The following is a 24,116-nucleotide window of genomic DNA, read 5'->3' as shown; positions in this document are numbered from 1 at the left end:
TTGAATCAATCCACCCGCGAGGAACCATGGCCTGGCCCAACCGCCATTCACTCTTTCCCTTCCTGAGCTGGCTGCCTCGGCAAACCCGCGCCAGCGTCGGACGTGATCTGTTGGTGGGGCTGAGCGGCGCCATCCTGGCCCTGCCGCAATCCATTGCCTACGCCCTGATCGCCGGCCTGCCGCCGGAGTACGGCCTGTATGCCGCGATAGTGCCGGTGCTGATTGCCTGCCTCTGGGGCTCTTCCTGGCACCTGATCTGCGGCCCGACGGCGGCCATTTCCATCGTGCTCTATGCCAGTGTCAGCCCCCTGGCCGTGCCCGCGTCCCAGGACTACATCACCCTGATCCTGTTGCTGACCCTGCTGGCCGGGGTGTTCCAGTGGTTGCTGGGTTTGCTGCGCTTTGGCGCCCTGGTGAACTTCGTCTCGCACTCGGTGGTGCTGGGGTTCACCCTCGGCGCCGCCGTGGTAATCGCCCTCGGCCAATTGCCCAACCTGCTGGGGCTGGACCTGCCGAACCAGGCCACCGCCCTCAACAGCCTGCTCTCACTGCTGGGCCACCTCGATGCTGTGGATAAACCCTCCTTGCTGCTCGGCCTGGGCACCTTGTTGCTGGGGGTGGCGCTGAAACTGCTGCTGCCCCGCTGGCCGAGCCTGTTGATAACCCTGGTACTCAGCGCCCTGGTGGTGTGGCTGTGGCCCGCGCTGTTCGGCCATGTGCAGCTGGTCAGCGCCTTTGTCGGCCAACTGCCGCCCTTCAGCCCCCTGCCGCTGGACCTGGAAATGATCCTGCGCCTGCTGCCCAGCGCCGTGGCGGTGGGGATGCTGGGGCTGGTGACCAGTTTGTCGATTGCCCGCTCACTGTCGGCCCGCTCCGAACAATTGCTCGATGCCAACCAGGAAGTGCGCGCCCAGGGCCTGTCGAATATCGTCGGCGCGTTTTTTTCCGGCTATCTGTCGTCCGGCTCTTTTACCCGCTCCGGCCTGAGCTACGAAGCCGGCGCCCATTCACCGCTGGCCGGGGTGTTTTCCGCACTGTGGGTGGCGCTGTTTGCCGTGAGTGGCGCGTCGCTGATCGCCCATATTCCGATCCCGGCCATGGCGGGCAGCATCCTGCTGATCTGCTGGGGGCTGGTGGATCATCGCGGCATCCGCGCGTTGTTCCGGGTCAGTCGCGCCGAGTTCGTGGTGATGAGCCTGACCTGCATCGCCACCTTGCTCCTGGAGCTGCAAACGGCGATTTATGCCGGGGTCCTGGCGTCGCTGTTTTTCTACCTCAAGCGCACCTCGCAACCGCGGGTGCAGCAATGGCGCGAGGGTGACGAGGACATTCTGCGGGTTGGGGGCTCGATCTTCTTCGGCGCCAGCCACTACCTGCAAGTGCGCATGCAACGCTGCCACGCGCCACGCCTGGTGATCGAGGCCCAGCACATCAATTTCATCGATTACTCGGGGGTGGAAATGCTGCACCAGGAGGCCAGGCGTCTGCGGCGCCAGGATCGCAGCCTGATCCTGCGCCGGGCGCGCCAGGCGGTGAAGGAGGAGTTGATCAAGCTCGAAGGACCGCAGCATTGCCCGATCCACTTCGAAGACTGACCCCAAGGTTTGACGGGGGCGCTCCCTGTGGCGAGCGAGCTTGCTCGCGCTGGACTGCGCAGCAGGCCCAAAGCCGGGCACCGTCGTCCGTCTGACAGACTTCGAAAGCCGGTTCTACCACCGCTGCGCGGCCGAGGGGGGGAGCAAGCTCCCTCGCCACACTGTTGCAGCTCGTTACTGCGCCAATTGCCGCCGCAACTCAGCCAGCACCGGCGCGCTGTCCGGGCGCACGCCACGCCAGAGGTAGAAGGCTTCCGCCGCCTGCTCGGCGAGCATGCCCAGGCCATCCATCACCTGCGTCGCCCCGTGCTCCCTGGCCCAACGGCAGAACGGCGTGGGTTCCTTGCCGTACATCATGTCGTAGCACAGGGTGTGGCCGGGCTCGATCAGGCTCCCGGCAATCGGCGGCACATCGCCGGAGAGGCTGGCCGAGGTCGCGTTGATGATCAGGTCCACCGACTCTTGCAACCAGTCGAAACCGCTGGCCGACACCGGCCCCAGGTCGGCGAACAACTCCGCCAGCAGCTCGGCCTTTTCCACAGTGCGGTTGGCGATGATGACCGAGGCCGGCTGTTCCGCCAGCAACGGTTCCAGGGCACCGCGCACCGCGCCACCGGCCCCCAGCAGCAGGATGCGCTTGCCCTTGAGGCTGAACCCGGCATTGACCGTCAGGTCCCGGACCAGGCCGGCACCGTCGGTGTTGTCCCCCAGCAGGCGGCCGTCGACGAGCTTGCTCAAGGTGTTCACCGCACCGGCCCGTTGCGCGCGCTCGGTCAGGCTGTCGGCCAGGCGATAGGCTTCTTCCTTGAACGGCACTGTGACGTTGGCGCCACGGCCCTCGGCGAAGAACGCCCGGGCGCTGCCGGTGAAGTCGTCCAGGGGTGCCAGCAGGGTGTTGTAGTCCAGTTGCTGAGCCGTCTGCTCGGCGAACAGGCGATGGATCAGCGGCGATTTGCTGTGGCCGATCGGGTTACCAAAAACGACGTACTGATCCATCTGCTAAAGCCCTTTTGTTCAAGCGGAACCGGCCAGCCAGTCACGGTCTTGCAGGAAGTATTCGGTCAGGCGTGCTTCTTCGCTGCCGGGCTCGGCTTTCCAGTCATAGCCCCAACGCACCTGCGGCGGCAGCGACATCAGGATCGATTCGGTGCGCCCGCCCGATTGCAGGCCGAACAGGGTGCCACGGTCGTAGACCAGGTTGAACTCGACGTAGCGGCCCCGGCGGAATTCCTGGAACTCGCGTTGCTGCGCGGTGTAGGCCGCAGCCTTGCGGCGCTGGACGATCGGCAGGTAAGCCTCGATGTAGGCGTCACCGATGGCGCGCATAAAGGCGAAGCTGGTGTCGAAGTCCCACTCGTTCAGATCGTCGAAGAACAGGCCACCAATGCCCCGTGGCTCGCTGCGATGCTTGATGTGGAAGTAGCTGTCGCACCAGGCCTTGTAGCGTGGATAAACATCGGCGCCGAACGGTGCGCAGGCCTTTTCGGCGACCCGGTGCCAGTGCACGCAGTCCGCTTCATTGCCGTAATAGGGGGTCAGGTCAAAACCGCCACCGAACCACCAGACCGGCTCTTCGCCTTCTTTCTCGGCGATGAAGAAGCGCACGTTAGCGTGGGATGTCGGCACGTGAGGGTTGTGCGGGTGGATCACCAGCGACACGCCCAGTGCCTCGAAACCGCGACCAGCCAGCTCCGGCCGGTGGGCACTGGCCGAAGGGGGCAAACCGCTGCCGAACACGTGGGAAAAGTTGACGCCGCCTTTTTCGATCACCGCTCCGTCGCCAATCACTCGGGTGCGTCCGCCACCGCCGGCCGGGCGGGTCCAGGCGTCCTCGATGAAGCGTGCGCCGCCGTCTTCGGTTTCCAGCGCAGCGCAAATGCGGTCTTGCAGGTCGAGCAGGTAGGCTTTTACGGCCTCGGTGCGGGTAGTCATGGCATCACCTTGAATCGGGGCAAAGCTACGCGGCGCTAGGGATGAAGCAGGGGCCGGCGCAAATGGGCGCGTAGCATAACACTGCACCCCGGCCTGCCGCAGTTGACGAAGGTCAAGCAGAGGAGTCCGATAGAACACTTTCGCGACACGACCGAGGAGAGAATGCAGATGGCCAAACGTATCCAGTTCCGTGCCCATGGCGGCCCCGAAGTACTTGAATATGCGGACTACCAGCCCGCCGAGCCGGGCCCGCAACAAGTCCGTGTCAGCAACAAGGCCATCGGCCTGAATTTTATCGACACCTATTTCCGCAGTGGCCTGTATGCGCCGCCGAGCCTGCCATCAGGCCTGGGCGCCGAAGGCGCGGGCGTGGTCGACGCAGTGGGCAGCGAGGTCACCCAGTTCAAGGTCGGCGACCGTGTGGCCTATGGCAGCGGCCCCCTGGGCGCCTACAGCGATGTGCATGTGCTGCCGGCGGCGAACCTGGTGCACCTGCCGGACTCCATCAGCTTCGAACAGGCGGCGGGCGTCATGCTCAAGGGCCTGACCGTGCAATACCTGTTGCGCCAGACCTACGAGCTCAAGGGCGGCGAAACCGTGTTGTTCCACGCGGCGGCCGGTGGCGTCGGCTCCCTGGCCTGCCAATGGGCCAAGGCCCTGGGGGTAAAACTGATCGGCACCGTCAGTTCGCCGGAAAAAGCCGCCATCGCCAAGGCATTGGGCGCCTGGGAGACCATCGACTACAGCCATGAAGACGTGGCCAAGCGCGTGCTGGAACTGACCGACGGCAAAAAGTGCCCGGTGGTCTACGACGGCGTGGGCAAGGACACCTGGCTGACCTCCCTGGACTGCCTGGCGCCACGCGGGCTGATGGTCAGCTTCGGCAATGCCTCGGGCGCAGTGGAGGGGGTCAACCTGGGAATCCTATCGGCCAAGGGCTCGCTGTACGTCACCCGGCCGACCCTGGCGAGCTACGCCAACAACGCGCAAAACCTGCAACTGATGGCTGATGACCTGTTCGCGATGATTGCCAGCGGCAAGCTGAAGATTGAGATCGGCCAGCGTTATCCACTGGCCGACGCCGCCAAGGCCCACACCGAATTGTCGGCGCGTCGTACCACCGGCTCGACCATTTTGCTGCCCTAAACCCGGCAGGTGCGTGGCGCGAAACAACCACGGCAGGCGTATGAATCCATACATGACCTGGCTAAGTGCGGAGCGCTGCGCACTCAATACAGAGACTCACCACACCGTGGAATATCCATTGATGGAGCCCATATGAAAGCCGATTAGAAGACAAGTCTTGCTCCTCGGCCGTATTACTTTAGCCTCGCCCTGCACAATAGACTTTTACCCTAGTGGTCAGGGCGAACGACCGGGGCCCTTGGGGGTAAAGTAAATTTATTACGAACTCCCGATTGCCGCTCATTCCTCGTTACTTCATTACCGTCCGGGGCGACGTCAAGATTTAAAGTGTATCTCCAAATATTATCAAGACCTCAAACACCACGGACGGGAAAACCAACGCCACGCTCACTGTCTGCATCAACATTCTGTGAATGGACGCAAGGCGCGCCAGGCACGGTTTTACATGCCTGCACCCTAGTTCTACCAACAGGACTTGTCTGAAAAAAATCCAGAAACATAAGTCGCACACCATTCAAAAATCAAAACCTGTTAGGATTTTACCTCCTAATAACTGTAATTAGAAATGCAGAAGACAGATGATGATTTTTCATAAAAAAAGATATTCCCATGCAGTATAAAAGAATACTGATCGCTGCTTTCCTGCCCACACTTTTTCTACCCAGCCTCGCTTATTCCAATCCGCTCAACGCTCTGTGCCGCAGCAGCCCGAACGCCTCTGCAGGTAACAATCAAGCTGAAATACGTTTGACGAGCCTGAAACCGTTCAATGCAGTACCTGTCAATGGCGTATTAGGTACTGCCAACATGACCGGTTCTCTTATATGCGGCGGTAGCAACGGTAGCAGCATGTGGGGCAAAACCTTTGTCATACAAGGTTTCCCCAATAGCGGAGAAAGTGGATACGTCTGCAAGACACAACTAGACGGTGTTGGTATTCGTTATAGAAATGCTGACGGCGGTGGATATACACCCTGTAGCCGTTGGGGGGAATTTTTCAAAATAACAAACGTGGTCAATGGCCAAATATACACCATGAATACTCCACTCGTAGCCGAGCTTATAAAGACCAAGGAAAATACAACCCTACCCCCTGGTACTCATGATGTATTGATTGATCCAAAAAACTCACTCACTTCCTTCTGGCCAGGGACAACTAACAGTAGTGCCTGGGGCAAAATTGTGTTTGTGGCGAATACCAAGTTGCTGGTCAACCCGTGTCACTTCAGCAGTGCGCAAACTAACGTCAGATTTGGAACTGTGCAGGTAGATGATGTGGCAAGAGGGGCTGTAGAAAGGCCGTTCAGGCTTGAGTTCAGTGGTTGTGGCATCCAGAGTAACGCGGAATACTTCAACAACGTTGCATCACTTCGTTTTCTTTCAGCAAACATACGTGCTGATGGCAACCTCGATACCATCCCCTGCGAGAAAGGGTGTGCGAAGGGCACGGTCATTGAAGTGAAGCCTGAAGGGGGCGTAGCTATCAACCTAAATGAAAAGTTCAGACTGAAGAATGGAAACTACAGTATTGGCAATGACACGATCACCCATCAGTTCGTCGCCAAACTTAAACCTGCGACTGCGTCGTCAGTCATTACGCCCGGGCGCACGGACGCCATACTCACCCTAATCATCGATTCTCTCTAGACCGCGCTCGCCTGCATCACAGGGCAAGCAGCACCCAGCATTGCCTGATGTGCCTGCCTGCATGAGCTGGTGCCAGTGACTGTTCTCACAGGAAACTGGCCCGGCTCATCACGCTGAGCGAATGACCTTCCCGCTGGCCAGGTCACGGATAACACTCGGATTCTTGCGCCCACCCAAGCTGCCACCCAGCACCAGATCCAGCTGCCCGCGAAAGTACTGCTCCACACGGATTCGCGTGCGTGCCGCGGGACGCCCCTGGGGATTGGCCGAAGTGGAAATCAACGGACCGACCAAGGCACACAGCTCACGCACCTGCGGATGGTCGCTGACCCGCAATGCCACGGTATCGTGGACCCCGGTAATCCATTCCGGCAACAGGTCCTGATGGGGCACCAACCAGGTGTTGGGCCCGGGCCAGGTGCTGGACATGCGCTCGATCCAGGTGTCCGGGAAGTCTTCGAAGAGAAAGTCGAACTGGCGGATGTTATCGGCGATCAGGATCAGGCCCTTGTCCACCGAACGCGACTTGATCGCCAGCAGACGATCCACTGCCTCCTCGTTCCATGGATCGCACCCCAGGCCCCAGACCGCTTCGGTTGGGTAGGCAATTACCGCTCCTGCGCGAATTTCTCGTGCGGCTTGTTGCACGCGCCAACTGCTGACCATTACTGATTCTCCGGGATTAAGGCTGTGCGCAGTTTACCGATCTTGTCTGTAAAACCTAGCTCACCCGCGCAAACCAGCGACCGGACTCACAGACGGCGCGCCCTGCCAATTCCAGCTCCGTGAGTTCACCCAACACCTTGGGCAACGCCCAGCCGCTGGCCGTGGCCAGAGCCTCGCTGGTCTGCGGCGCCGCGTGCAGCAGCTGCAGCAACGGATGCTCGGCGACAGCCGGCGGTGACTCTGTGGATAACCCCAGGTGCTGCCAACCGCGCAGGGCTTCGAGAATGTGTTCGATGGTCTCCACCAGCACCGCGCCATCACGAATCAATTGATGACAGCCACGGGCCCCGGGGTGATGAATCGACCCCGGAATGGCGTAGACCTCACGCCCCTGTTCCCCCGCCAGGCGCGCGGTGATCAACGACCCGCTGGCGACACTGGCCTCGACCACCAGCACCCCCAGGGACAAACCACTGATGATCCGGTTGCGCCGCGGGAAGTGGCTGGCCTGGGGCCCGGTCTCCAGCGGGAACTCGGAAACCACCGCGCTGCCGCGCTCAATCATCGCCTCGGCCAGGGCCCGGTGGCGCTGTGGATAAAAATTTTCCAGGCCGGTGCCGAGCACGCCCACGGTTTGCCCGCCAACATCCAGTGCAGCCTGATGCGCCGCACCATCGATGCCCAAAGCCAAGCCGCTGGTGATGACAAAACCGGCCCCGGCGAGGCTGCGGGAAAAAGCCCTCGCCGTGTCCATCCCGGGCTTGGACGCACGGCGGCTGCCGACCATCGCCAACTGCGGTTTTTCCAGAATCCGTGGGTCACCCGCGACAAACAACAGGGGTGGGGCGTCAGGCAATTGCGCGAGCAACGCCGGGTAGCCCGGCTCGCCCAACAGCAGCAAATGCTGGCCCGGACGCTCAAGCCAGGCCAATGCACGGCTGGCGCCATCCCGTACTTCGGCGCTGCGCCGGGCCTCGCTACAGGCCTGGGACAACCCCAGGGCACGCCACGCACTGGCCGGCGCGCTGATGGCCTTGGAGGCCGAACCAAAGGCGTCGAGCAAGCGCTGAAAACGCCTCGGACCTAGCTCCGGCAGGCGATGCAAACGTAAACGCGCTTCCAGTTCCGCGGGGGAAACCTGGGCAGTGACAGGCTGGGTCATAGGATCATCCTTGATCGTTATAAGCCCCGCTGTGGCGGGAATAAGCTGTGGATAACTCTGTTGGTAACTTGTTGAGGAATGGGCTGCTTCAAGGGTTGCGCAGCTTGTCCTGCACTGCCAGCGAACGCGAGGCGCTGAGCACCAATCCATAGCTGAGCCGGTCATAGGTTCGAAACACCATCAGCAATCCGGCACGTTCGTCGGGAATCTTCACCTGTTCGCCGGCGACCCGGTCACGCACGGTTTCGCCGGTCTTCATCACCGCCAGCACGTTGCCGGGTGTCAGGCCGTCCAGCCGGCCCTTGTCCAGGGTCACCACATCCATGGCCCCGACCTGGGTCACCCCACGCGGCACATCGATGATCAGGCCGTCGACGGGGCGATCCGGCGCGCTGGGCACGAAGTTCTCTGCCGCGGGCGGGGCCTGGCTGGGGAACAGGCGATCCCCCGGGCGCACCTCCTGAGTGGTGCGTTGCAGGGCCAAGGTCGCCAGGTCACCGTCGAGCGCCAGCACCTCGCCGCCGCCGATATCGTCGGCATTGATCCCCAATACCTCCTGGCTTTGCGGATCGCGGTAGACCTTGCCCTGACGGAAGATGCCGTAGGCCGCGGGCAGCGCCACGTCGAAATGCCCACGCGCGAACACCCGGTCGCCGCTGCCGGCCAGGACCCGCTCGGCATCGCCGGCAACGATATAGGGCGCCTGCCGGAAATCCTCTTCGCGCTCGATCATGCGATTGCCCAGCAGGAAGCTGTCGATGGCGTGCAGTGGCAGAGCCGGTATCGCGTCCACCAGGGGCGTGCGCCGTACTTGCGGGGATAACTTGAGGGTGCCGCGTGAGGTGCCGCGCTCGAGGTTGAGCTGCGGCTGTCCGGAAGCCTGGACCAGGGTCAGGACATCGCCCGGATACAGCAGGTCGGGATCACCCACCTGGGCATTGGCCTGCCACAGTGCCGGCCATTGCCAGGGATCACGCAGGAATTGGCCGGCGATGCTCCACAGCGTATCGCCCGCAGCCACCGTATAGCGCTGTGGATAACCCTCCCGAAGTGGCACCTGCGCCTGGGCGATCGCGGCCCAGCCCAACAGCAGCAAGGCGAGTAGTGATTTCCTCATGCGGTGAATCCCTTTATTATGTGCGTTCGCGTGAAACGCCAGAGCCTGCGCGGCTCGCTCCTCCTGCTGGAGCACGTTTTGCAACGGTAGCCCGGGTCCAGCACCTGCAAGGCCACCGACTCCGCCCTTACTTCACACGTGTAGCAATTACGCCTATGGCCATTTTAAACATCCTCGAATTCCCCGATTCGCGCCTGCGCACTATCGCCAAACCGGTGGACGTAGTGGACGACGAAGTGCGTCAGTTGGTCGACGACATGTTTGAAACAATGTATGAAGCGCCCGGCATCGGCCTGGCCGCGACTCAAGTCAACGTACACAAGCGCATCGTGGTCATGGACCTCTCCGAAGACCGCAGCGAACCCCGGGTGTTCATCAACCCCGAGTTCGAAGTCCTCACCGACGAGATGGAGCAGTACCAGGAAGGCTGCCTGTCGGTGCCGGGTTTCTACGAAAACGTCGATCGCCCGCAACGCGTCAAGATCAAGGCCCTGGACCGCGACGGCAAGCCGTATGAGCTGATCGCCGAAGGCCTGCTCGCGGTGTGCATCCAGCATGAATGCGACCACCTCAACGGCAAGTTGTTCGTTGACTACCTGTCCACGCTCAAACGTGACCGGATCAAGAAGAAGCTGGAAAAACAGCATCGCCAGAACGCTTGATGCCCTTCTTCCAAAGGCTTGCAGCAGCAAGCCTTTTTCTTTTCCGCATGTTTACCACCGAGAATTCCCATGACTGAGCCACTGCGCATCGTCTTTGCCGGCACCCCGGAATTTGCCGCCGAACACCTCAAGGCCCTGCTTGAAAGCCCGTACGAGATCGTTGCGGTCTACACCCAGCCGGACCGCCCGGCGGGACGCGGGCAAAAACTGATGCCGAGCCCGGTCAAGCAGCTGGCCCTGGAACACGACATCGTGGTGCTGCAACCGCCGACCCTGCGTGCTCCCGAAGCCCAGGCCGAATTGGCGGCGCTCAAGCCCGACCTGATGGTGGTGGTGGCTTACGGCCTGATCCTGCCGCAGGTGGTGCTGGATATTCCGCGCCTGGGCTGCATCAACAGCCACGCTTCGCTGCTGCCACGCTGGCGTGGTGCGGCGCCGATCCAGCGCGCGGTGCAAGCCGGCGACGCGATGAGCGGCGTGACCGTGATGCGCATGGAAGCCGGCCTGGACACCGGGCCGATGCTGCTCAAGGTCAGCACCCCGATCACCGCCCAAGACACCGGTGGCAGCCTGCACGACCGCCTGGCGCACATGGGCCCACCGGCCGTGGTGCAGGCCATCGCCGGCCTGGCTGCCGGCACCTTGCACGGCGAAGTGCAGGACGACACGCTCGCCACCTACGCCCACAAGCTGAACAAGGACGAGGCGCGTATCGACTGGAGCCGCCCGGCCGTTGAGCTGGAGCGCCTGGTACGCGCCTTCAACCCGTGGCCGATCTGCCACAGCAGCTTGAATGGCGAAGCCTTGAAAGTCCTGGCCGCGCAACTGGCTGAAGGCCAGGGCGCACCGGGTGAAATCCTCGGCGCCAGCAAGGACGGCCTGATCGTCGCCTGCGGTGAACAGGCGCTGTGCCTGACCCGCCTGCAATTGCCCGGCGGCAAGGCCCTCAGCTTCAGTGACCTGTTCAACAGCCGCCGCGAGAAATTCGCCATCGGCACGGTCCTCGGTCAAACGGTAGACGCCCAATGAACCCGCGTCTGGCCGCCGCCAAGGCCCTGGCAGCCGTACTCAACGGCAAGGCATCGCTCAACAGCTCGCTGCCGACCCAGCTGGACAAGGTCGAAGACCGCGATCGCGGCTTTACCCAGGACCTGGCCTTCGGCACTGCGCGCTGGCAGCCACGGCTGTCGGCACTGGCGGCCAAACTGCTGCAGAAGCCGTTCAAGGCAGCCGATGCCGATGTCGAGGCCCTGCTGCTGGTCGGTCTCTACCAACTGCTCTACACCCGGGTTCCACCCCACGCCGCCATCGGCGAAACCGTGGGTTGCGCCGACAAGCTGAAAAAACCCTGGGCCAAGGCCCTGCTCAATGCCGTGCTGCGCCGCGCCCAGCGTGAAAGCGAAACGCTGCTGGCCGAGCTGGAACATGACCCGGTGGTGCGCACAGCCCACCCGCGCTGGCTGCAAAAGTCGCTCAAGGCGTTCTGGCCCGAGCAGTGGGAAGCCATCTGCGCGGCGAATAACGCGCACCCGCCGATGATCCTGCGGGTCAACCGCCGTCACCATTCCCGTGATGCCTACCTCGGGCTGCTGAGCGCCGCCGGTGTGGCGGCCACGCCTTGCGTGTACAGCCAGGATGGCATCGTCCTCGACGCCGCCGCCGATGTGCGCGGCCTGCCGGGCTTTGCCGAAGGCTGGATCAGCGTGCAGGACGAAGCCGCGCAACTGGCCGCCGACCTGCTGGACCTGGCCCCCGGCCAACGGGTGCTGGACGCCTGTTGCGCACCGGGCGGCAAGACCTGCCACATCCTTGAAGTCGAGCCCAAGCTGGCCGGCGTGGTCGCCGTCGACCTGGAAGCCAAGCGCCTGGTGCGCGTGCGGGAAAACCTCGAACGCCTGGGGCTGGCCGCCGAACTGATCGCCGCCGATGGCCGCGACACCCAGGCCTGGTGGGACGGCAAGCCGTTCCAGCGGATCCTGCTGGACGCGCCATGCTCGGCCACCGGGGTCATCCGCCGCCATCCGGACATCAAACTCACCCGCCAAGCCGACGACATCGCCGCCCTCGCACAGCTGCAAGGCGAGCTGCTGGACGCGCTGTGGCCAACCCTCGACGTCGGCGGGATCCTGCTCTACGCCACCTGCTCTACCCTGCCCACCGAGAACACCGCAGTGATCGAAGCGTTCCTGGGGCGCACCCCGGGAGCTCGCGAATTGGACATCGCCGGGCAAAACGGGCAGCCTGCGGCCGGCTTGAAGCAACCCCACGGTCGCCAGTTGCTGGCTCAGCAAGGCGGCCATGACGGGTTCTACTACGCCAAGCTGATCAAGATCGCCGCCGCGCGCGGTTAACCGGGTTTAAGGGAGTGACTGGATGAAGATCATCATCCTCGGCGCAGGGCAGGTGGGTGGCACCCTGGCGGAACACTTGGCCAGCGAAGCCAACGACATCACCGTGGTCGATACCGACGGCGAACGCCTGCGGGACCTCGGCGACCGCCTGGACATCCGCACCGTGCAGGGCCGCGCCTCGTTCCCGACGGTGCTGCGCCAGGCCGGTGCCGACGACGCCGACATGCTGGTGGCGGTGACCAACAGCGACGAGACCAACATGGTCGCCTGCCAGGTCGCCCACACCCTGTTCCACACCCCGACCAAGATCGCCCGGGTGCGCGAAGCCGCGTACCTGACCCGCGCCGGCCTGTTCGACAACGACGCGATCCCGGTGGACGTGCTGATCAGCCCCGAGCAGGTGGTGACCAACTACATCAAGCGCCTGATCGAACACCCCGGCGCCCTGCAAGTGATCGACTTCGCCGAAGGCAAGGCGCAGCTGGTGGCGGTCAAGGCCTACTACGGCGGCCCGCTGGTGGGCCAGCAACTGCGCCAGTTGCGTGAGCACATGCCCAACGTCGATACCCGGGTGGCGGCGATCTTCCGTCGTGACCGGCCGATCATGCCCAAGGGCGATACGGTGATCGAAGCCGACGACGAGGTGTTCTTCATTGCCGCCAAGGCCCACATCCGAGCGGTGATGAGCGAGATGCGCCGCCTTGATGAAACCTACAAGCGCATCGTCATCGCCGGTGGCGGGCAGATCGGCGAGCGTCTGGCCGAGGCCATCGAAAGCCGCTACCAAGTGAAGATCATCGAGATGAACCCGGCGCGCTGCCGCTACCTCTCGGACACCCTGGACAGCACCGTGGTGCTCCAGGGCAGCGCCTCGGACCGCGACCTGCTGCTGGAAGAGAACATCGCCGACGCCGACATCTTCCTGGCCCTGACCAACGACGACGAGGCCAACATCATGTCGTCGCTGCTGGCCAAGCGCCTGGGGGCGAAGAAGGTCATGACCATCATCAACAACCCGGCCTACGTCGACCTGATCCAGGGCGGCGATATCGACATCGCCATCAGCCCGCAGTTGGCCACCATCGGCACCCTGCTGGCCCACGTGCGCCGTGGCGATATCGTCAGCGTGCACTCCCTGCGCCGGGGCGCGGCGGAGGCGATCGAGGCCATCGCCCATGGTGACGCCAAGTCGAGCAAGGTGATCGGGCGCGCCATCGAGAACATCGGCCTGCCGCCGGGCACCACCATCGGCGCGATCATTCGCGATGAAGAAGTGCTGATCGCCCACGATGACACCGTGATCGAGGCCGGCGATCACGTGATCCTGTTCCTTGTGGATAAAAAGCACATCCGCGACGTGGAAAAACTGTTCCACGTCGGCCTGAGCTTCTTCTAACCCCTCGCGCTCGCCTGTGGCGGCTGCCCCAGGCTCGAGCGCGTTGCCACAGCCGCTGTGCTTCTTGCACAACCAAAACTATCCACAGGACACAAGACCATGCTGGATTCCCTGGAAAAAATGCTCGCCAAGGGTGTGGATAACGCCCTGTTGCGCTTCGGCCTGGGCAAGGGCTACCTGGACCTCGGTGAGCCCGCCAAAGCCGCCGAGCACCTGCAACGCTGCGTGGCCTTCGACCCCAAGTATTCGGCCGCGTGGAAGCTCCTGGGCAAGTCCTTCCTGGCCCAGGCCGACTATCCGGCCGCACGCCAGGCCTGGGAACAGGGCCTGGAAGCCGCCCGCGCTCATGGCGACAAGCAGGCAGAAAAGGAAATGACCGTCTTCCTCAAAAAGCTCGAGCGCCAGTCCCAACCGTAAATCCCCCCGACCTCCCAACCCGTGCCTCGGCGGGTACAGGGTTGAGGGTCGGTTGGAGGGTTCAGAGATAGCGCAGCGCAATGCCTTGCGCGTCGACCTGCACCACTTCCATGCGCACTCGCGGCGCAATGACCGGCAAGCCCTGGACCTGTCCATAGACCACCGCGCCCTTGGGCAGGGCGGCCAGGATCGGGTTTTGTACATACACGCCGCTGGACGACAGGTTGCGCGTCTGCCCCAGGCACTCGCCGAAGCTCTCGTGCTGGATGGTGATGCGGAAGGATTTACGCTGATCGGACATCTGTTGCGCCCTTGCTCGTCAGGTGTGGATAACTTCAGGCATGAAGTTATCCACAGATCATGCCAGCTCTTGTCAGTACCAGCGCTCTTCGCCGGGCGGACGTTTCTTGAAGCGTTTCATGCTCCACATGTACTGGCTCGGATACGCCGCCACATAGCGCTCGACCACCTTGCTCATGGCCGCGCAGGACACCTGGGTATCGGTGCTGTACATCGCTTCAGGTGCCGCTTCGAGGATCACCTTGTAGCCTGAACCGTCAGGCAGGCGCAGGGCGTGCAGGAATACACCCACCGCCTTGCCCCCGGCCAGCATGTTCGGCACGAACTTGCTGGTGAGCGCCTGGGTGGCGAAGAAGGGCACGAAGATCCCGGCGGATTCGGCCGGTTCCGGGTCGGCGGGAATCCCCACTGCCCCCCCTTTGCGCACTTCCTTGATGACACTGAGGATGCCTTCCTTGGTGGACGCGGCAACGCGATTGCCCAACTGCACCCGCTGTTTGCGCAGCAGATCATCCACCGCCTTGAGCTTGGGCGGACGGTAGAAAATGATCGGTTTGCACTGGTTGCAATAGAAGTGGTTGAGCACCTCCCAGTTGCCCAGGTGGCTGGTGATGCCGACCACGCCCTTGCCCGAGGCCAGAGCCTCTTTCAGCACCTCCAGGCCCTGGACTTCACGCACCAGGCCGATGGAGCGCTGGGCCGGCCAGATCCAGGCGCAGGCGCTTTCGGTCAGGGACTTGCCGATGTCTTTCAGGCTCTGTCCCACCAAACGCTCGCGTTCGGCGGCGTCCATTTCGGGGAAGCACTTGGCCAGGTTGATCCGCACCACATCGCGGGAACGGTTGGGGGTTTTCCACATGATCCAGCCGATGGCCGAACCGACGGCCTGCACTGCGCGCCACGGCAGCAGGGCAAACAACCGCAGAGCGCCCACCAGCAGGGCGCCTTTGAACTTATCCACAAGTGACTCCTGAGCTGTTGGTCATGACCTAGTCGCAGCCGGCTATTCTAACCGCGCGTTGGCGAGGATGGCGTAGCGATCACAGTCACGGGTGTGATCCATGACCATGCCCGAGGCCTGCATCAAGGCATAACAGATGGTCGGTCCGACGAACGTGAAGCCGGCTTTCTGCAGGCCCTTGCTCATCGCCTGGGCCTCAGGCGTGACCGCCGGCACTTCACTGCGGTCCTTGAAATGATTGACTTTGGGCACCCCGCCGACAAACGACCAGAGCAGCCCCACCGGGTCTTCCAGCTCCAGCCAGGCCTGGGCATTGCGCCGGGCGGCGTTGAGTTTGAGGCGGTTGCGGATGATTCCGGGGTCGAGCATCAGCTCGTCGATTTCGGCATCGCTCATCTGCGCCACCCGCTGCACATCGAAGCCGAACAGCACCTGGCGATAGCGCTCGCGCTTCTTCAAAACGGTGATCCATGACAGCCCGGCCTGGAACCCTTCGAGCAATAACAACTCGAACAAGCGCTGCGCATCGCGTAGCGGCACGCCCCACTCCTGATCGTGATAAGCCATGTACAGCGGATCATCGGAACACCAAAAGCAGCGTGGCATAAGGCTCCAGGGGGCGTGCGCACGACCGAATCGGGTATACTCCCGCTCCTTAAATCGCAGCCCAAGTAACAGGTGAATTTCGTGAGCCAGCCTACGCCAGCCGTGCGTACCTTCCAAGACTTGATCCTCGCCCTCCAGCAATACTGGGCCGAGCAAGGTTGTGTGGTACTTCAGCCCTACGATATGGAAGTAGGCGCCGGCACTTTCCACACCGCTACCTTCCTGCGGGCTATCGGCCCGGAAACCTGGAACGCCGCTTATGTGCAGCCCAGTCGTCGCCCGACTGACGGCCGCTACGGCGAAAACCCCAACCGCTTGCAGCACTACTACCAGTTCCAGGTGGTATTGAAGCCCAACCCGGACAACTTCCAGGAGCTGTACCTGGGTTCGTTGAAGCACGTGGGCCTCGACCCGCTGGTGCATGACATCCGTTTCGTCGAAGACAACTGGGAATCGCCGACCCTCGGCGCCTGGGGTCTGGGCTGGGAAGTCTGGCTCAACGGCATGGAAGTCACCCAGTTCACCTACTTCCAGCAAGCCGGCGGCATCGAGTGCTACCCGGTCACCGGCGAAATCACCTACGGCCTGGAACGCCTGGCCATGTACCTGCAGGGCGTGGACTCGGTGTACGACCTGGTGTGGGCCGACGGCCCGTTCGGCAAGGTCACCTATGGCGATGTGTTCCACCAGAACGAAGTGGAACAATCGACCTACAACTTCGAACACGCCAACGTCGAGAAGCTGTTCGAACTGTTCGACTTCTATGAAAGCGAAGCCAAGCGCCTGATCGAGCTGGATCAGCCGCTGCCGTTGCCGAGCTACGAAATGGTGTTGAAGGCTTCCCATACCTTCAACCTGCTGGACGCCCGCCGTGCCATCTCGGTAACCGCGCGCCAGCAATACATTCTGCGAGTCCGCACCCTGGCGCGTTCCGTTGCGCAAGCCTACCTGCTGGCCCGTGCCAAGCTGGGCTTCCCGATGGCGACCCCGGACCTGCGTGACGAAGTGTTGGCTAAGCTGGAGGCGGCACAATGAGTGCGCAAGATTTCCTGGTTGAACTGGGCACTGAAGAACTGCCACCCAAGGCCCTGAATACCCTGGCCGAAGCCTTCCTGGCCGGCATCGAGAAAGGCCTGCAGGCCGCTGGCCTGGGCTTTGAAGCCAAACAGGTCTATGCCGCGCCACGGCGCCTGGCGGTCCTGATCACCGCGCTGGCCACCCAGCAGCCTGATCGCAGCATCAACCTCGACGGCCCGCCACGCCAGGCGGCGTTCGACGCGGAAGGCAACCCGACCCAGGCGGCCCTGGGCTTCGCCAAGAAATGCGGCGTCGAGCTCAGCGAAATCGACCAGAGCGGCCCGAAACTGCGCTACAGCCAGAGCATCAAGGGCAAGCCGACCGCCAGCTTGCTGCCGACCATTGTCGAAGACTCGCTGAACGACCTGCCAATCCCCAAGCGCATGCGCTGGGGTGCCCGCAAGGAAGAGTTCGTGCGTCCGACCCAATGGCTGGTGATGCTGCTCGGTGACCAGGTCATCGATTGCACCATCCTGGCCCAGAAAGCCGGTCGTGAATCCCGTGGCCACCGTTTCCATCACCCGGAAACCGTGCGCATCAGCTCGCCGGCCAGCTACCTCGACGACCTGCGCGGCGCCTACGTGCTGGCAGACGCCAATGAGCGTCGCACGCTGATCAGCAAGCGCACCGAAGAACTGGCGCGCCTGCAGGAAGGCACCGCCATCGTGCCGCCAGCCCTGCTCGATGAAGTGACCGCCCTGGTCGAATGGCCAGTGCCGCTGGTGTGCTCGTTCGAGGAACGCTTCCTCGACGTGCCGCAAGAAGCCCTGATCATCACCATGCAGGACAACCAGAAGTACTTCTGCCTGCTGGACGTCGACGGCAAATTGCTGCCGCGCTTCATCACCGTGGCCAACATTGAAAGCAAGGACCCGCGGCAGATCATCGCCGGTAACGAGAAAGTCGTTCGTCCGCGCCTGACCGATGCCGAGTTCTTCTTCAAGCAAGACAAGAAGCAGAAGCTCGAAGACTTCAACCTGCGCCTGCAGAACGTGGTCTTCCAGGAAAAACTCGGCAGCGTCTACGACAAGGCCGAGCGGGTTTCCAAGCTGGCCGCCTTCATCGCCCCACGCATCGGTGGCGACGCCCAGCGCGCGGCCCGTGCCGGCCTGCTGTCCAAGTGCGACCTGGCCACCGAAATGGTCGGCGAGTTCCCGGAGATGCAAGGCGTTGCCGGCTACTACTACGCCCTCAATGACGGCGAGCCGCAAGACGTTGCCCTGGCGCTGAACGAGCAGTACATGCCCCGTGGCGCCGGCGCGGCCGAACTGCCGAGCACCCTGACCGGTGCGGCGGTGGCCATTGCCGACAAGCTCGACACCCTGGTGGGGATCTTCGGCATCGGCATGCTCCCGACCGGCAGCAAGGACCCCTATGCCTTGCGCCGTGCGGCCCTGGGCGTACTGCGTATCCTGATCGACAAGAAGCTCGACCTGGACCTGACCGAGGCCGTGGCCTTCGCCGTCAACGCTTTCGGCAGCAAGATCAAGACCGCCGGCCTGGCCGACCAGGTGCTGGAATTCGTCTTCGACCGCCTGCGTGCGCGTTATGAAGATGAAGGCGTGGACGTGGCCACCTACCTCTCGGTGCGTGCACTGAAGCCGGGCTCGGCGCTGGACTTCGACCAGCGCGTACAAGCCGTGCAGGCCTTCCGCAAACTGCCGGAGGCCGCCGCACTGGCCGCCGTGAACAAGCGTGTATCGAACCTGCTGAGCAAGGTCGAAGGCAGCGTGCCGAGCACCGTGGAAGCCAAGTACTTCGACAACGCCAACGAGTTCTCCCTGTATTCGGCGATCCAGCAAGCGGATCAGGCGGTGCAGCCAATGGCCGCAGCGCGTCAGTACAGCGAGACCCTGGCCCGCCTGGCCGCCCTGCGCGAGCCGGTGGATGCGTTCTTCGAAGCGGTGATGGTCAACGCTGAAGACGCCAACGTACGGGCCAACCGCTATGCGCTGCTGGCGCGTCTGCGGGGCTTGTTCCTGGGCGTTGCCGACATCTCGCTGCTGGGCTGAGGGGCTGCTGGTGAAACTGCTGATTCTCGATCGGGACGGGGTGATCAACTACGACTCCGACGCTTACATCAAGTCGGTGGAGGAGTGGCACCCACTCCCCGGATCGATCGCGGCCATCGCGCAGTTGAGCAAGGCCGGCTGGACGGTAGCGGTCGCTACCAACCAGTCGGGCATCGCTCGCGGCTACTACGATATCGCCACCCTCGACGCCATGCATGAGCGCCTGCGGGCGCTGGTGGCCGAGCAGGGTGGCGAGGTCGGGCTGATCGTCTACTGCCCACACGGTCCCGATGAGGGTTGCGCCTGTCGCAAACCCAAGCCGGGAATGTTGCACGCCATTGCCGAGCACTATCAGGTGCCCCTGACCGGTCTATGGTTTGTAGGCGACAGTCTCGGTGACCTGGAAGCGGCCAAGGCCGTCGACTCTCAGCCAGTTTTGGTAAAAACCGGGAAAGGCACAAAGACCCAGGGCTTGAACCTGCCGGTTGGCACCTTGATTTTTGACGACCTGGCGGCTGTTGCCGCTGAACTTATCCACCACTAAAGCTCTTCTGAAATCCTGATCAAGGACTGTTCGGGGGTGCGCTTTTAATAGGCGGGCAGTGCCCGCAACGGTAAATGCCGCTATGTCGATCGTGCAGGCCATCAGAACTTTTTTCTTTTACCTGCTGCTGGGCACCAGCTCGTTGCTGTGGTGTTCCCTGAGCTTTTTTATCGCGCCTTTTTTGCCGTTCAAGGCGCGCTACCGCTTTATCAACGTTTACTGGTGCCGCTGCGCGTTGTGGCTGACCAAGGTTTTTCTCGACATCCGTTTTGAAGTCAAAGGCGCCGAAAACATCCCGGACCGCCCCTGCGTGATTCAGTCGAACCACCAGAGCACCTGGGAGACGTTCTTTCTCTCGGCGTACTTCGAACCTCTGAGCCAGGTGCTCAAGCGCGAGTTACTGTTTGTGCCGTTCTTCGGCTGGGCCATGGCCATGCTGCGGCCGATCGCCATCGACCGCGACAACCCCAAGGCCGCCTTGAAAGTGGTCGCCAAGAAGGGCGATGAACTGCTCAAGGACAACGTCTGGGTACTGATTTTCCCCGAGGGCACCCGGGTCCCCTACGGTCAGATCGGCAAATTTTCCCGCAGTGGCAGCGCCTTGGCGGTGAATGCCAACTTGCCGGTCCTGCCGATTGCCCACAACGCGGGCAAGTTCTGGCCGAAGACCGGTTGGGCCAAGCGCTCCGGCACCATCACCGTGGTGATTGGCGAGCCGATGTATGCCGAAGGCTCGGGACCACGGGCCATTGCCACCCTGAACGACCGTGTACAGGCCTGGAACGAACAGGCACAACGGGACATGGGTTCACTGCCGCCAGTGAGCGCCGAAGCGGAGTCGCTGGCGTCCTGAGTATCTGTGGATAACCTGTGTACGGTTTTCTGTCTAATCGGCGAAATAGCTTCGTAAATTTATGATTTATATACATATTTCCGAAGCTCATAAAACGCCGAAAAACGTGCATAAGTTTTTCGCAGCCCCTCGCGGGGGCCGAACTCGCGAGGCTGCGCTGGACCTGTAACACGCCGTCCATGCACCTGACACCCCCACGGCGGCCAGCAGCCTGGCAGCGGCCACGGGTTACTCTTCCAGCAGTGGCAGTTGCAGGGTGAAGGTCGAGCCTTGCCCCAGTTGGCTGCGGCAGATGATCCGCCCCTGATGGCGCTCCACCACGGCCTTGACCATCGACAACCCCAGCCCCAGCCCATCAATGCCCTGGGCCGAGGAAAATCTCTGGTACTGACCAAACAGCTGCGGCAGATCCTGGGCGGCGATGCCTTTGCCCTGGTCGCTGATCTCACAGCTCAGCCAGCCCTCGCGGCAACTGACATGCACGCTCACCACAGAGCCCTCGGGGCTGTACTTGATCGCGTTCTCCAGCAGATTGAACAACGCCCGCGTGAGCAGGGACTGATCGGCCAGAACCATGCCTTCGGCATCTTCGTCGAGGTCGTGGACCAAGGTGATGCGCTTCAACTGGGCAATGGTCGCCGCCAGGTCGAACCCATCCAGCACCAGCATGGCGAAGATGCTCGGCTGGAACTGATAAGCCTCGGACTCGGCCTTGGCCAACTGCACAAAGGCTTCGGTCAGGCTCAGTGCGCGGCGTACCTGCTGTTCGATCTGCAGGTACACCTGGTTCTCACCGGGCGCCTGATGGCGCTGCACATCGAGCAAGGCGAGGATCGCCGAGTGGGGCGCGCGCAAGTCATGGGACAGAAACCGCAGCAGCACCGCGCGCTGCTGCTCGGCATCGCGCTCGACGCTGAGGTCGGTGAAGCTCAGCAGCCAGCCGATCGGTGTATCGCTGTCAGCTGGCAGCAACGGGGCCCGATCCAGGCGCAGGCTGCGCTCCTGGGTATCGCGAAACTCCAGGCACTGCAGTTGCGACAGGTCAGGCGACGAACCCTGTGGATAACCCAGCTCCGCCAACTGGGCGAGCAGTTCACTGCCCAGCAGCGGGTTGGCGAACAGTTCACGGGCCTTGCGATTGGCCAGCAGGATCCTGCCATCGGGGTTGCTGATCAGCGTCGCCACCGGCAGGTACTCCAGGCCATCGGCGATAAACCGGCGAGTGTCGCGGGTGCGGCTCATGGCCTGTTCCAGGGCGACAATCTGCCCCTGCAATACATCGCCGGACGCGACCGGGGTATGGCGGCGCTCGGGCAGAACCTTGGGTTCGCTGTCCAGGCGCGCCAGCTCCCAGCCGAAATAAGCCAGGATCACGCTCAGGCGCCGCCAATTCCAGATCAGGTACGCCAGCAGCATCCCCAGCAGGCTGGCTGCGGGCGACCACCAGCCGCCTGCCCGCAGCAACAGTGCCGAGCCCAGCAATGCCAGGCCCATGCACCCCAGGGTCAACCACAGCGCATGGCGTGGGCGCCACAGCAGCAGGCCGAGCAGGGCGGCCACCAGGGCCACCGACAGCAGGGTCGCCGGCCAGTTGCCCAGCGCCACGATACTGCGCTGCTGCAATAAACCGTTAAGCAGGTTGGCCTGGATCTCGATGCCGGGTGTGGTCCCCAGGCTGGCCGACTGCGGCGTGACGTAGCGATCACCCAGGCCCGGAGCCGTGGAACCGATCAGGATCAAGCGGTCACGCAGCAACTCCGGCGGCACGTCGCCACGCAACACGCTGACATAGGGCACGCTGGGAAAACCGCCCGCCGCGCTGATAAAGGGAATCCGCACCTCATGGGCTCGTAGCCAGCCCTGGGCCAGCTGAGGCTCGGCAGAGCCAGGAGGGGTCGCAGACGAGCCGGCCGGCCGCGCCATTTCATACAGCAGCCAGGCCAGTTGCGCCTTGGGACTCTGCGCCAAGCCTTCACGCAAATACACACTGCGCACAATGCCGTCGGCATCAGCCTGGGCATTGATATGCCCCACGGCCTTGGCACAGTCGCGCAACGCGGCCACCGGTTCGATCTCACCCAGAGGTTGCCCATAGCGGGCGACGCTTTCGCGCAGCAACGGCAACAGCACATTGCCCGAGCGACACAGGGCCTGGGCCAGGCGCACATCGTTATCCGGCTGGCTGTCGGGCTCGCTGAAAATCACATCGAACAGCACGCCCCGAACCTCGGCCTCGCGCAAGCGGTCCAGCAGATCCGCATGCAGCGACCGCGGCCAGGGCCATCGGCCGAGTTGTTGCAGGCTGTAGTCGTCGATGGTGACGATCAGGATTCGCGGGTCGACGGGCAGGGGGCTGAGCCGGTTCAGGCTGTCGTACAGCAGGTTGTTCAGCGCCAGCCCCGGGGTCAGGGACAACAGGGCGGTCAGGGGCAGCAGGATCAGGCTGACCCAGAGCCATTCCCGTACCAGGCCGCGAAACAGGCGCTGAGCCTGGGTCGGCTCCCGACCTTCCACACGGCGCCAGCGCTTCATCGGCAGCAGGCCGCAGGCTTATTGAACATTGCTGGTGCGCGGGTAATAGAAAATGTCATACACACCCGTCTCGCCCTCCAGCCCGTGCTCATCGAAAGCAGAGAGACGCACATGGTAGAAAAAGGCCTTCAGGCCGCTGAAGTTGACCTCGGGGGTGCTGGAAAACTGCTCCTGCTTGATGTTCAGGAATTCCTTGTCGGTCGCCACCTGGGCACGGTAGCGCCTGGCGCCCGGCAAGGGTTTGAAGATCAACTGCCAGACCGGCGCGCTGCCTGTCTGTCCGGCCTGGCCCAGCAGTCGCGGCGCCGGCAGCAGGTCGATCGGGGTCAGGGTGCCTTGTTTCTGAATGCGCAGGCCCTGGCGTGCCATGACCTGTACCTCGCCGGGGAGCGGGCCCACCGGTTTATCCACAGGCTTGTTCCTGACCGTTTTTTTAGCCTGGGGCGGATCATCCTCCCGACTCACCGCCACCTGCCCGTTAAGCACTTCGACCAACGCGTGCTGATCGTCATTGCGCACTCGGAAATGAGTACCACGTACCCCCAGGACACCTACTGGCGTGAGGATCTGGAAGCGATCGTGGTCACTGCTGCGCTTGATCACATAGGATTCGATCTGGCCCTGTTCCAGGCTGACCTGGGGCACCCCGTACTCCTGGTTCAGGCGCAGGGTGATCTTCGAACTGGAGGGCAGCACCACCCGCGAACCGTCTCCCAACGAGAGGCTGACGAAGGCTGAAGGCGAGGTCTTCACCCCCTCCTGCTCATCAATATTCATGCCCTCTTCGAGGAGGGTTTCCCGGCCCTGGGCATCCACCTTCCAGGCTTCACCCGTCAGATGCTCCACCGTTGCCGGCAAGGGCTGGCCGCGGCATTGCAGATTGTCATCGATATAGGGCAAACGCCGAGGCGCGGCGCCGACGTCCATCAGCGGCAGGAGCAGACACCCGAGCACACCACTCAGAACCAGCAGGCGACGGCCCGGGAAAGGCCAGGATAACGTGGGCTGCAAAGGGGTCGTTTGAGTCATGGAGTGTGCTTGGACCTGTGGCAAACCGACGGGTAAACCCTGTTATCGAACCTGTGCACCATACCTGAGGCCGATCCTGAGCCGATAGCTGCCCTTTCAATCGCCAGCCAA

General features: G+C 62.8%; 22 protein-coding genes. 12 read left to right on the top strand and 10 right to left on the bottom strand.

All coding sequences use genetic code 11. The features are described 5' to 3' along the window. Nucleotides 1–26 precede the first annotated feature (26 nt). On the top strand, nucleotides 27–1,595 hold the full coding sequence (locus JFU57_RS07625) for a SulP family inorganic anion transporter (RefSeq protein WP_201128728.1): 1,569 nt from the start codon (nucleotides 27–29) through the stop codon (nucleotides 1,593–1,595). Nucleotides 1,596–1,769: 174 nt separating this feature from the next. Here the strand turns inward: JFU57_RS07625 and aroE are convergent, their stop codons facing one another. Together aroE and hemF are read right to left on the bottom strand one after the other, a co-directional pair. Beyond that, the gene (gene aroE / locus JFU57_RS07620) at nucleotides 1,770–2,591 is read right to left on the bottom strand and encodes a shikimate dehydrogenase (RefSeq protein ID WP_201128726.1); all 822 of its coding nucleotides are present in this window, start codon (nucleotides 2,589–2,591) and stop codon (nucleotides 1,770–1,772) included. Nucleotides 2,592–2,609: 18 nt separating this feature from the next. After that, entirely contained in the window at nucleotides 2,610–3,527 is a 918-nt protein-coding gene (hemF, locus tag JFU57_RS07615) for an oxygen-dependent coproporphyrinogen oxidase (RefSeq protein WP_078470309.1), read from the bottom strand. 168 nt (nucleotides 3,528–3,695) lie between these two features. On the opposite strand from hemF, the gene JFU57_RS07610 reads away from it, so the two are divergent. Both JFU57_RS07610 and JFU57_RS07605 read left to right on the top strand, forming a co-directional pair. Further along, a complete protein-coding gene (locus JFU57_RS07610; protein WP_201128724.1) occupies nucleotides 3,696–4,673 on the top strand; it encodes a quinone oxidoreductase family protein in 978 nt (325 codons plus the stop codon). 609 nt (nucleotides 4,674–5,282) lie between these two features. Continuing rightward, a complete protein-coding gene (locus JFU57_RS07605; RefSeq protein WP_153050227.1) occupies nucleotides 5,283–6,320 on the top strand; it encodes a hypothetical protein in 1,038 nt (345 codons plus the stop codon). A gap of 108 nt (nucleotides 6,321–6,428) precedes the next feature. On the opposite strand, the gene JFU57_RS07600 is transcribed toward JFU57_RS07605, so the two are convergent. The 3 genes from JFU57_RS07600 to JFU57_RS07590 all read right to left on the bottom strand — a co-directional run bounded on the left by JFU57_RS07600 (nucleotide 6,429) and on the right by JFU57_RS07590 (nucleotide 9,265). Beyond that, nucleotides 6,429–6,986 carry an L-threonylcarbamoyladenylate synthase gene (locus JFU57_RS07600; RefSeq protein ID WP_078470313.1) on the bottom strand — a complete coding sequence of 186 codons (558 nt, stop codon included), beginning with the start codon at nucleotides 6,984–6,986 and terminating at the stop codon, nucleotides 6,429–6,431. Nucleotides 6,987–7,041: 55 nt separating this feature from the next. Further along, nucleotides 7,042–8,148, bottom strand: a complete 1,107-nt coding sequence (dprA, locus tag JFU57_RS07595; protein ID WP_201128722.1) for a DNA-processing protein DprA — start codon at nucleotides 8,146–8,148, stop codon at nucleotides 7,042–7,044. 88 nt (nucleotides 8,149–8,236) lie between these two features. Beyond that, nucleotides 8,237–9,265 (bottom strand): LysM peptidoglycan-binding domain-containing protein, encoded by a 1,029-nt coding sequence (locus tag JFU57_RS07590; RefSeq protein ID WP_201128714.1) that lies wholly within the window; start codon nucleotides 9,263–9,265, stop codon nucleotides 8,237–8,239. 155 nt (nucleotides 9,266–9,420) lie between these two features. Here JFU57_RS07590 and def point away from each other — a divergent pair, with 155 nt between their 5' ends. From def to JFU57_RS07565, 5 genes are all read left to right on the top strand, one after another. Beyond that, complete coding sequence (def, locus tag JFU57_RS07585) at nucleotides 9,421–9,927, top strand: peptide deformylase (protein ID WP_020294974.1); 507 nt, start codon at nucleotides 9,421–9,423, stop codon at nucleotides 9,925–9,927. A 69-nt stretch (nucleotides 9,928–9,996) separates the two neighbouring features. Next, complete coding sequence (gene fmt / locus JFU57_RS07580) at nucleotides 9,997–10,956, top strand: methionyl-tRNA formyltransferase (protein ID WP_201128713.1); 960 nt, start codon at nucleotides 9,997–9,999, stop codon at nucleotides 10,954–10,956. Then, nucleotides 10,953–12,278 (top strand): 16S rRNA (cytosine(967)-C(5))-methyltransferase RsmB, encoded by a 1,326-nt coding sequence (gene rsmB, locus JFU57_RS07575; protein ID WP_078470317.1) that lies wholly within the window; start codon nucleotides 10,953–10,955, stop codon nucleotides 12,276–12,278. Before fmt ends, rsmB begins: the two co-directional genes overlap by 4 nt. Nucleotides 12,279–12,300: 22 nt before the next feature. Beyond that, nucleotides 12,301–13,674 (top strand): Trk system potassium transporter TrkA, encoded by a 1,374-nt coding sequence (trkA, locus tag JFU57_RS07570; RefSeq protein ID WP_078470318.1) that lies wholly within the window; start codon nucleotides 12,301–12,303, stop codon nucleotides 13,672–13,674. A gap of 99 nt (nucleotides 13,675–13,773) precedes the next feature. Then, nucleotides 13,774–14,091, top strand: a complete 318-nt coding sequence (locus JFU57_RS07565; protein ID WP_201128712.1) for a tetratricopeptide repeat protein — start codon at nucleotides 13,774–13,776, stop codon at nucleotides 14,089–14,091. A 61-nt stretch (nucleotides 14,092–14,152) separates the two neighbouring features. On the opposite strand, the gene JFU57_RS07560 is transcribed toward JFU57_RS07565, so the two are convergent. The 3 genes from JFU57_RS07560 to tag form a co-directional block, all read right to left on the bottom strand. Then, nucleotides 14,153–14,392 (bottom strand): hypothetical protein, encoded by a 240-nt coding sequence (locus JFU57_RS07560; protein WP_020294969.1) that lies wholly within the window; start codon nucleotides 14,390–14,392, stop codon nucleotides 14,153–14,155. Nucleotides 14,393–14,464: 72 nt separating this feature from the next. Then, on the bottom strand, nucleotides 14,465–15,352 hold the full coding sequence (locus JFU57_RS07555) for a lysophospholipid acyltransferase (RefSeq protein ID WP_201128711.1): 888 nt from the start codon (nucleotides 15,350–15,352) through the stop codon (nucleotides 14,465–14,467). A 42-nt stretch (nucleotides 15,353–15,394) separates the two neighbouring features. Next, nucleotides 15,395–15,958 (bottom strand): DNA-3-methyladenine glycosylase I, encoded by a 564-nt coding sequence (gene tag / locus JFU57_RS07550; protein WP_020294967.1) that lies wholly within the window; start codon nucleotides 15,956–15,958, stop codon nucleotides 15,395–15,397. A gap of 81 nt (nucleotides 15,959–16,039) precedes the next feature. Between tag and glyQ the strand changes: the two genes are divergently transcribed. The 4 genes from glyQ (at nucleotide 16,040) to JFU57_RS07530 (ending at nucleotide 20,444) form a co-directional block, all read left to right on the top strand. Next, nucleotides 16,040–16,993 carry a glycine--tRNA ligase subunit alpha gene (gene glyQ / locus JFU57_RS07545; protein WP_003213601.1) on the top strand — a complete coding sequence of 318 codons (954 nt, stop codon included), beginning with the start codon at nucleotides 16,040–16,042 and terminating at the stop codon, nucleotides 16,991–16,993. Beyond that, entirely contained in the window at nucleotides 16,990–19,047 is a 2,058-nt protein-coding gene (gene glyS, locus JFU57_RS07540; protein ID WP_201128710.1) for a glycine--tRNA ligase subunit beta, read from the top strand. Before glyQ ends, glyS begins: the two co-directional genes overlap by 4 nt. Before the next feature lie 10 nt (nucleotides 19,048–19,057). Beyond that, a complete protein-coding gene (gmhB, locus tag JFU57_RS07535; RefSeq protein WP_078470324.1) occupies nucleotides 19,058–19,591 on the top strand; it encodes a D-glycero-beta-D-manno-heptose 1,7-bisphosphate 7-phosphatase in 534 nt (177 codons plus the stop codon). A gap of 82 nt (nucleotides 19,592–19,673) precedes the next feature. Then, entirely contained in the window at nucleotides 19,674–20,444 is a 771-nt protein-coding gene (locus JFU57_RS07530) for a lysophospholipid acyltransferase family protein (RefSeq protein ID WP_078470325.1), read from the top strand. 228 nt (nucleotides 20,445–20,672) lie between these two features. Here JFU57_RS07530 and JFU57_RS07525 read toward each other — a convergent pair whose 3' ends face one another. Then, nucleotides 20,673–22,976, bottom strand: coding sequence for a CHASE2 domain-containing protein (locus JFU57_RS07525; RefSeq protein ID WP_201128709.1), 2,304 nt, complete (start codon nucleotides 22,974–22,976; stop codon nucleotides 20,673–20,675). Nucleotides 22,977–22,994: 18 nt separating this feature from the next. Beyond that, nucleotides 22,995–24,005: a FecR domain-containing protein gene (locus tag JFU57_RS07520; RefSeq protein ID WP_201128708.1), complete on the bottom strand. Its 1,011-nt coding sequence runs from the start codon at nucleotides 24,003–24,005 to the stop codon at nucleotides 22,995–22,997. Nucleotides 24,006–24,116: the final 111 nt, after the last annotated feature.

This window comes from Pseudomonas sp. TH07 (genome assembly GCF_016651285.1).
Lineage (GTDB): Bacteria > Pseudomonadota > Gammaproteobacteria > Pseudomonadales > Pseudomonadaceae > Aquipseudomonas.
This window is presented reverse-complemented; position numbering and strand designations above follow the sequence as displayed.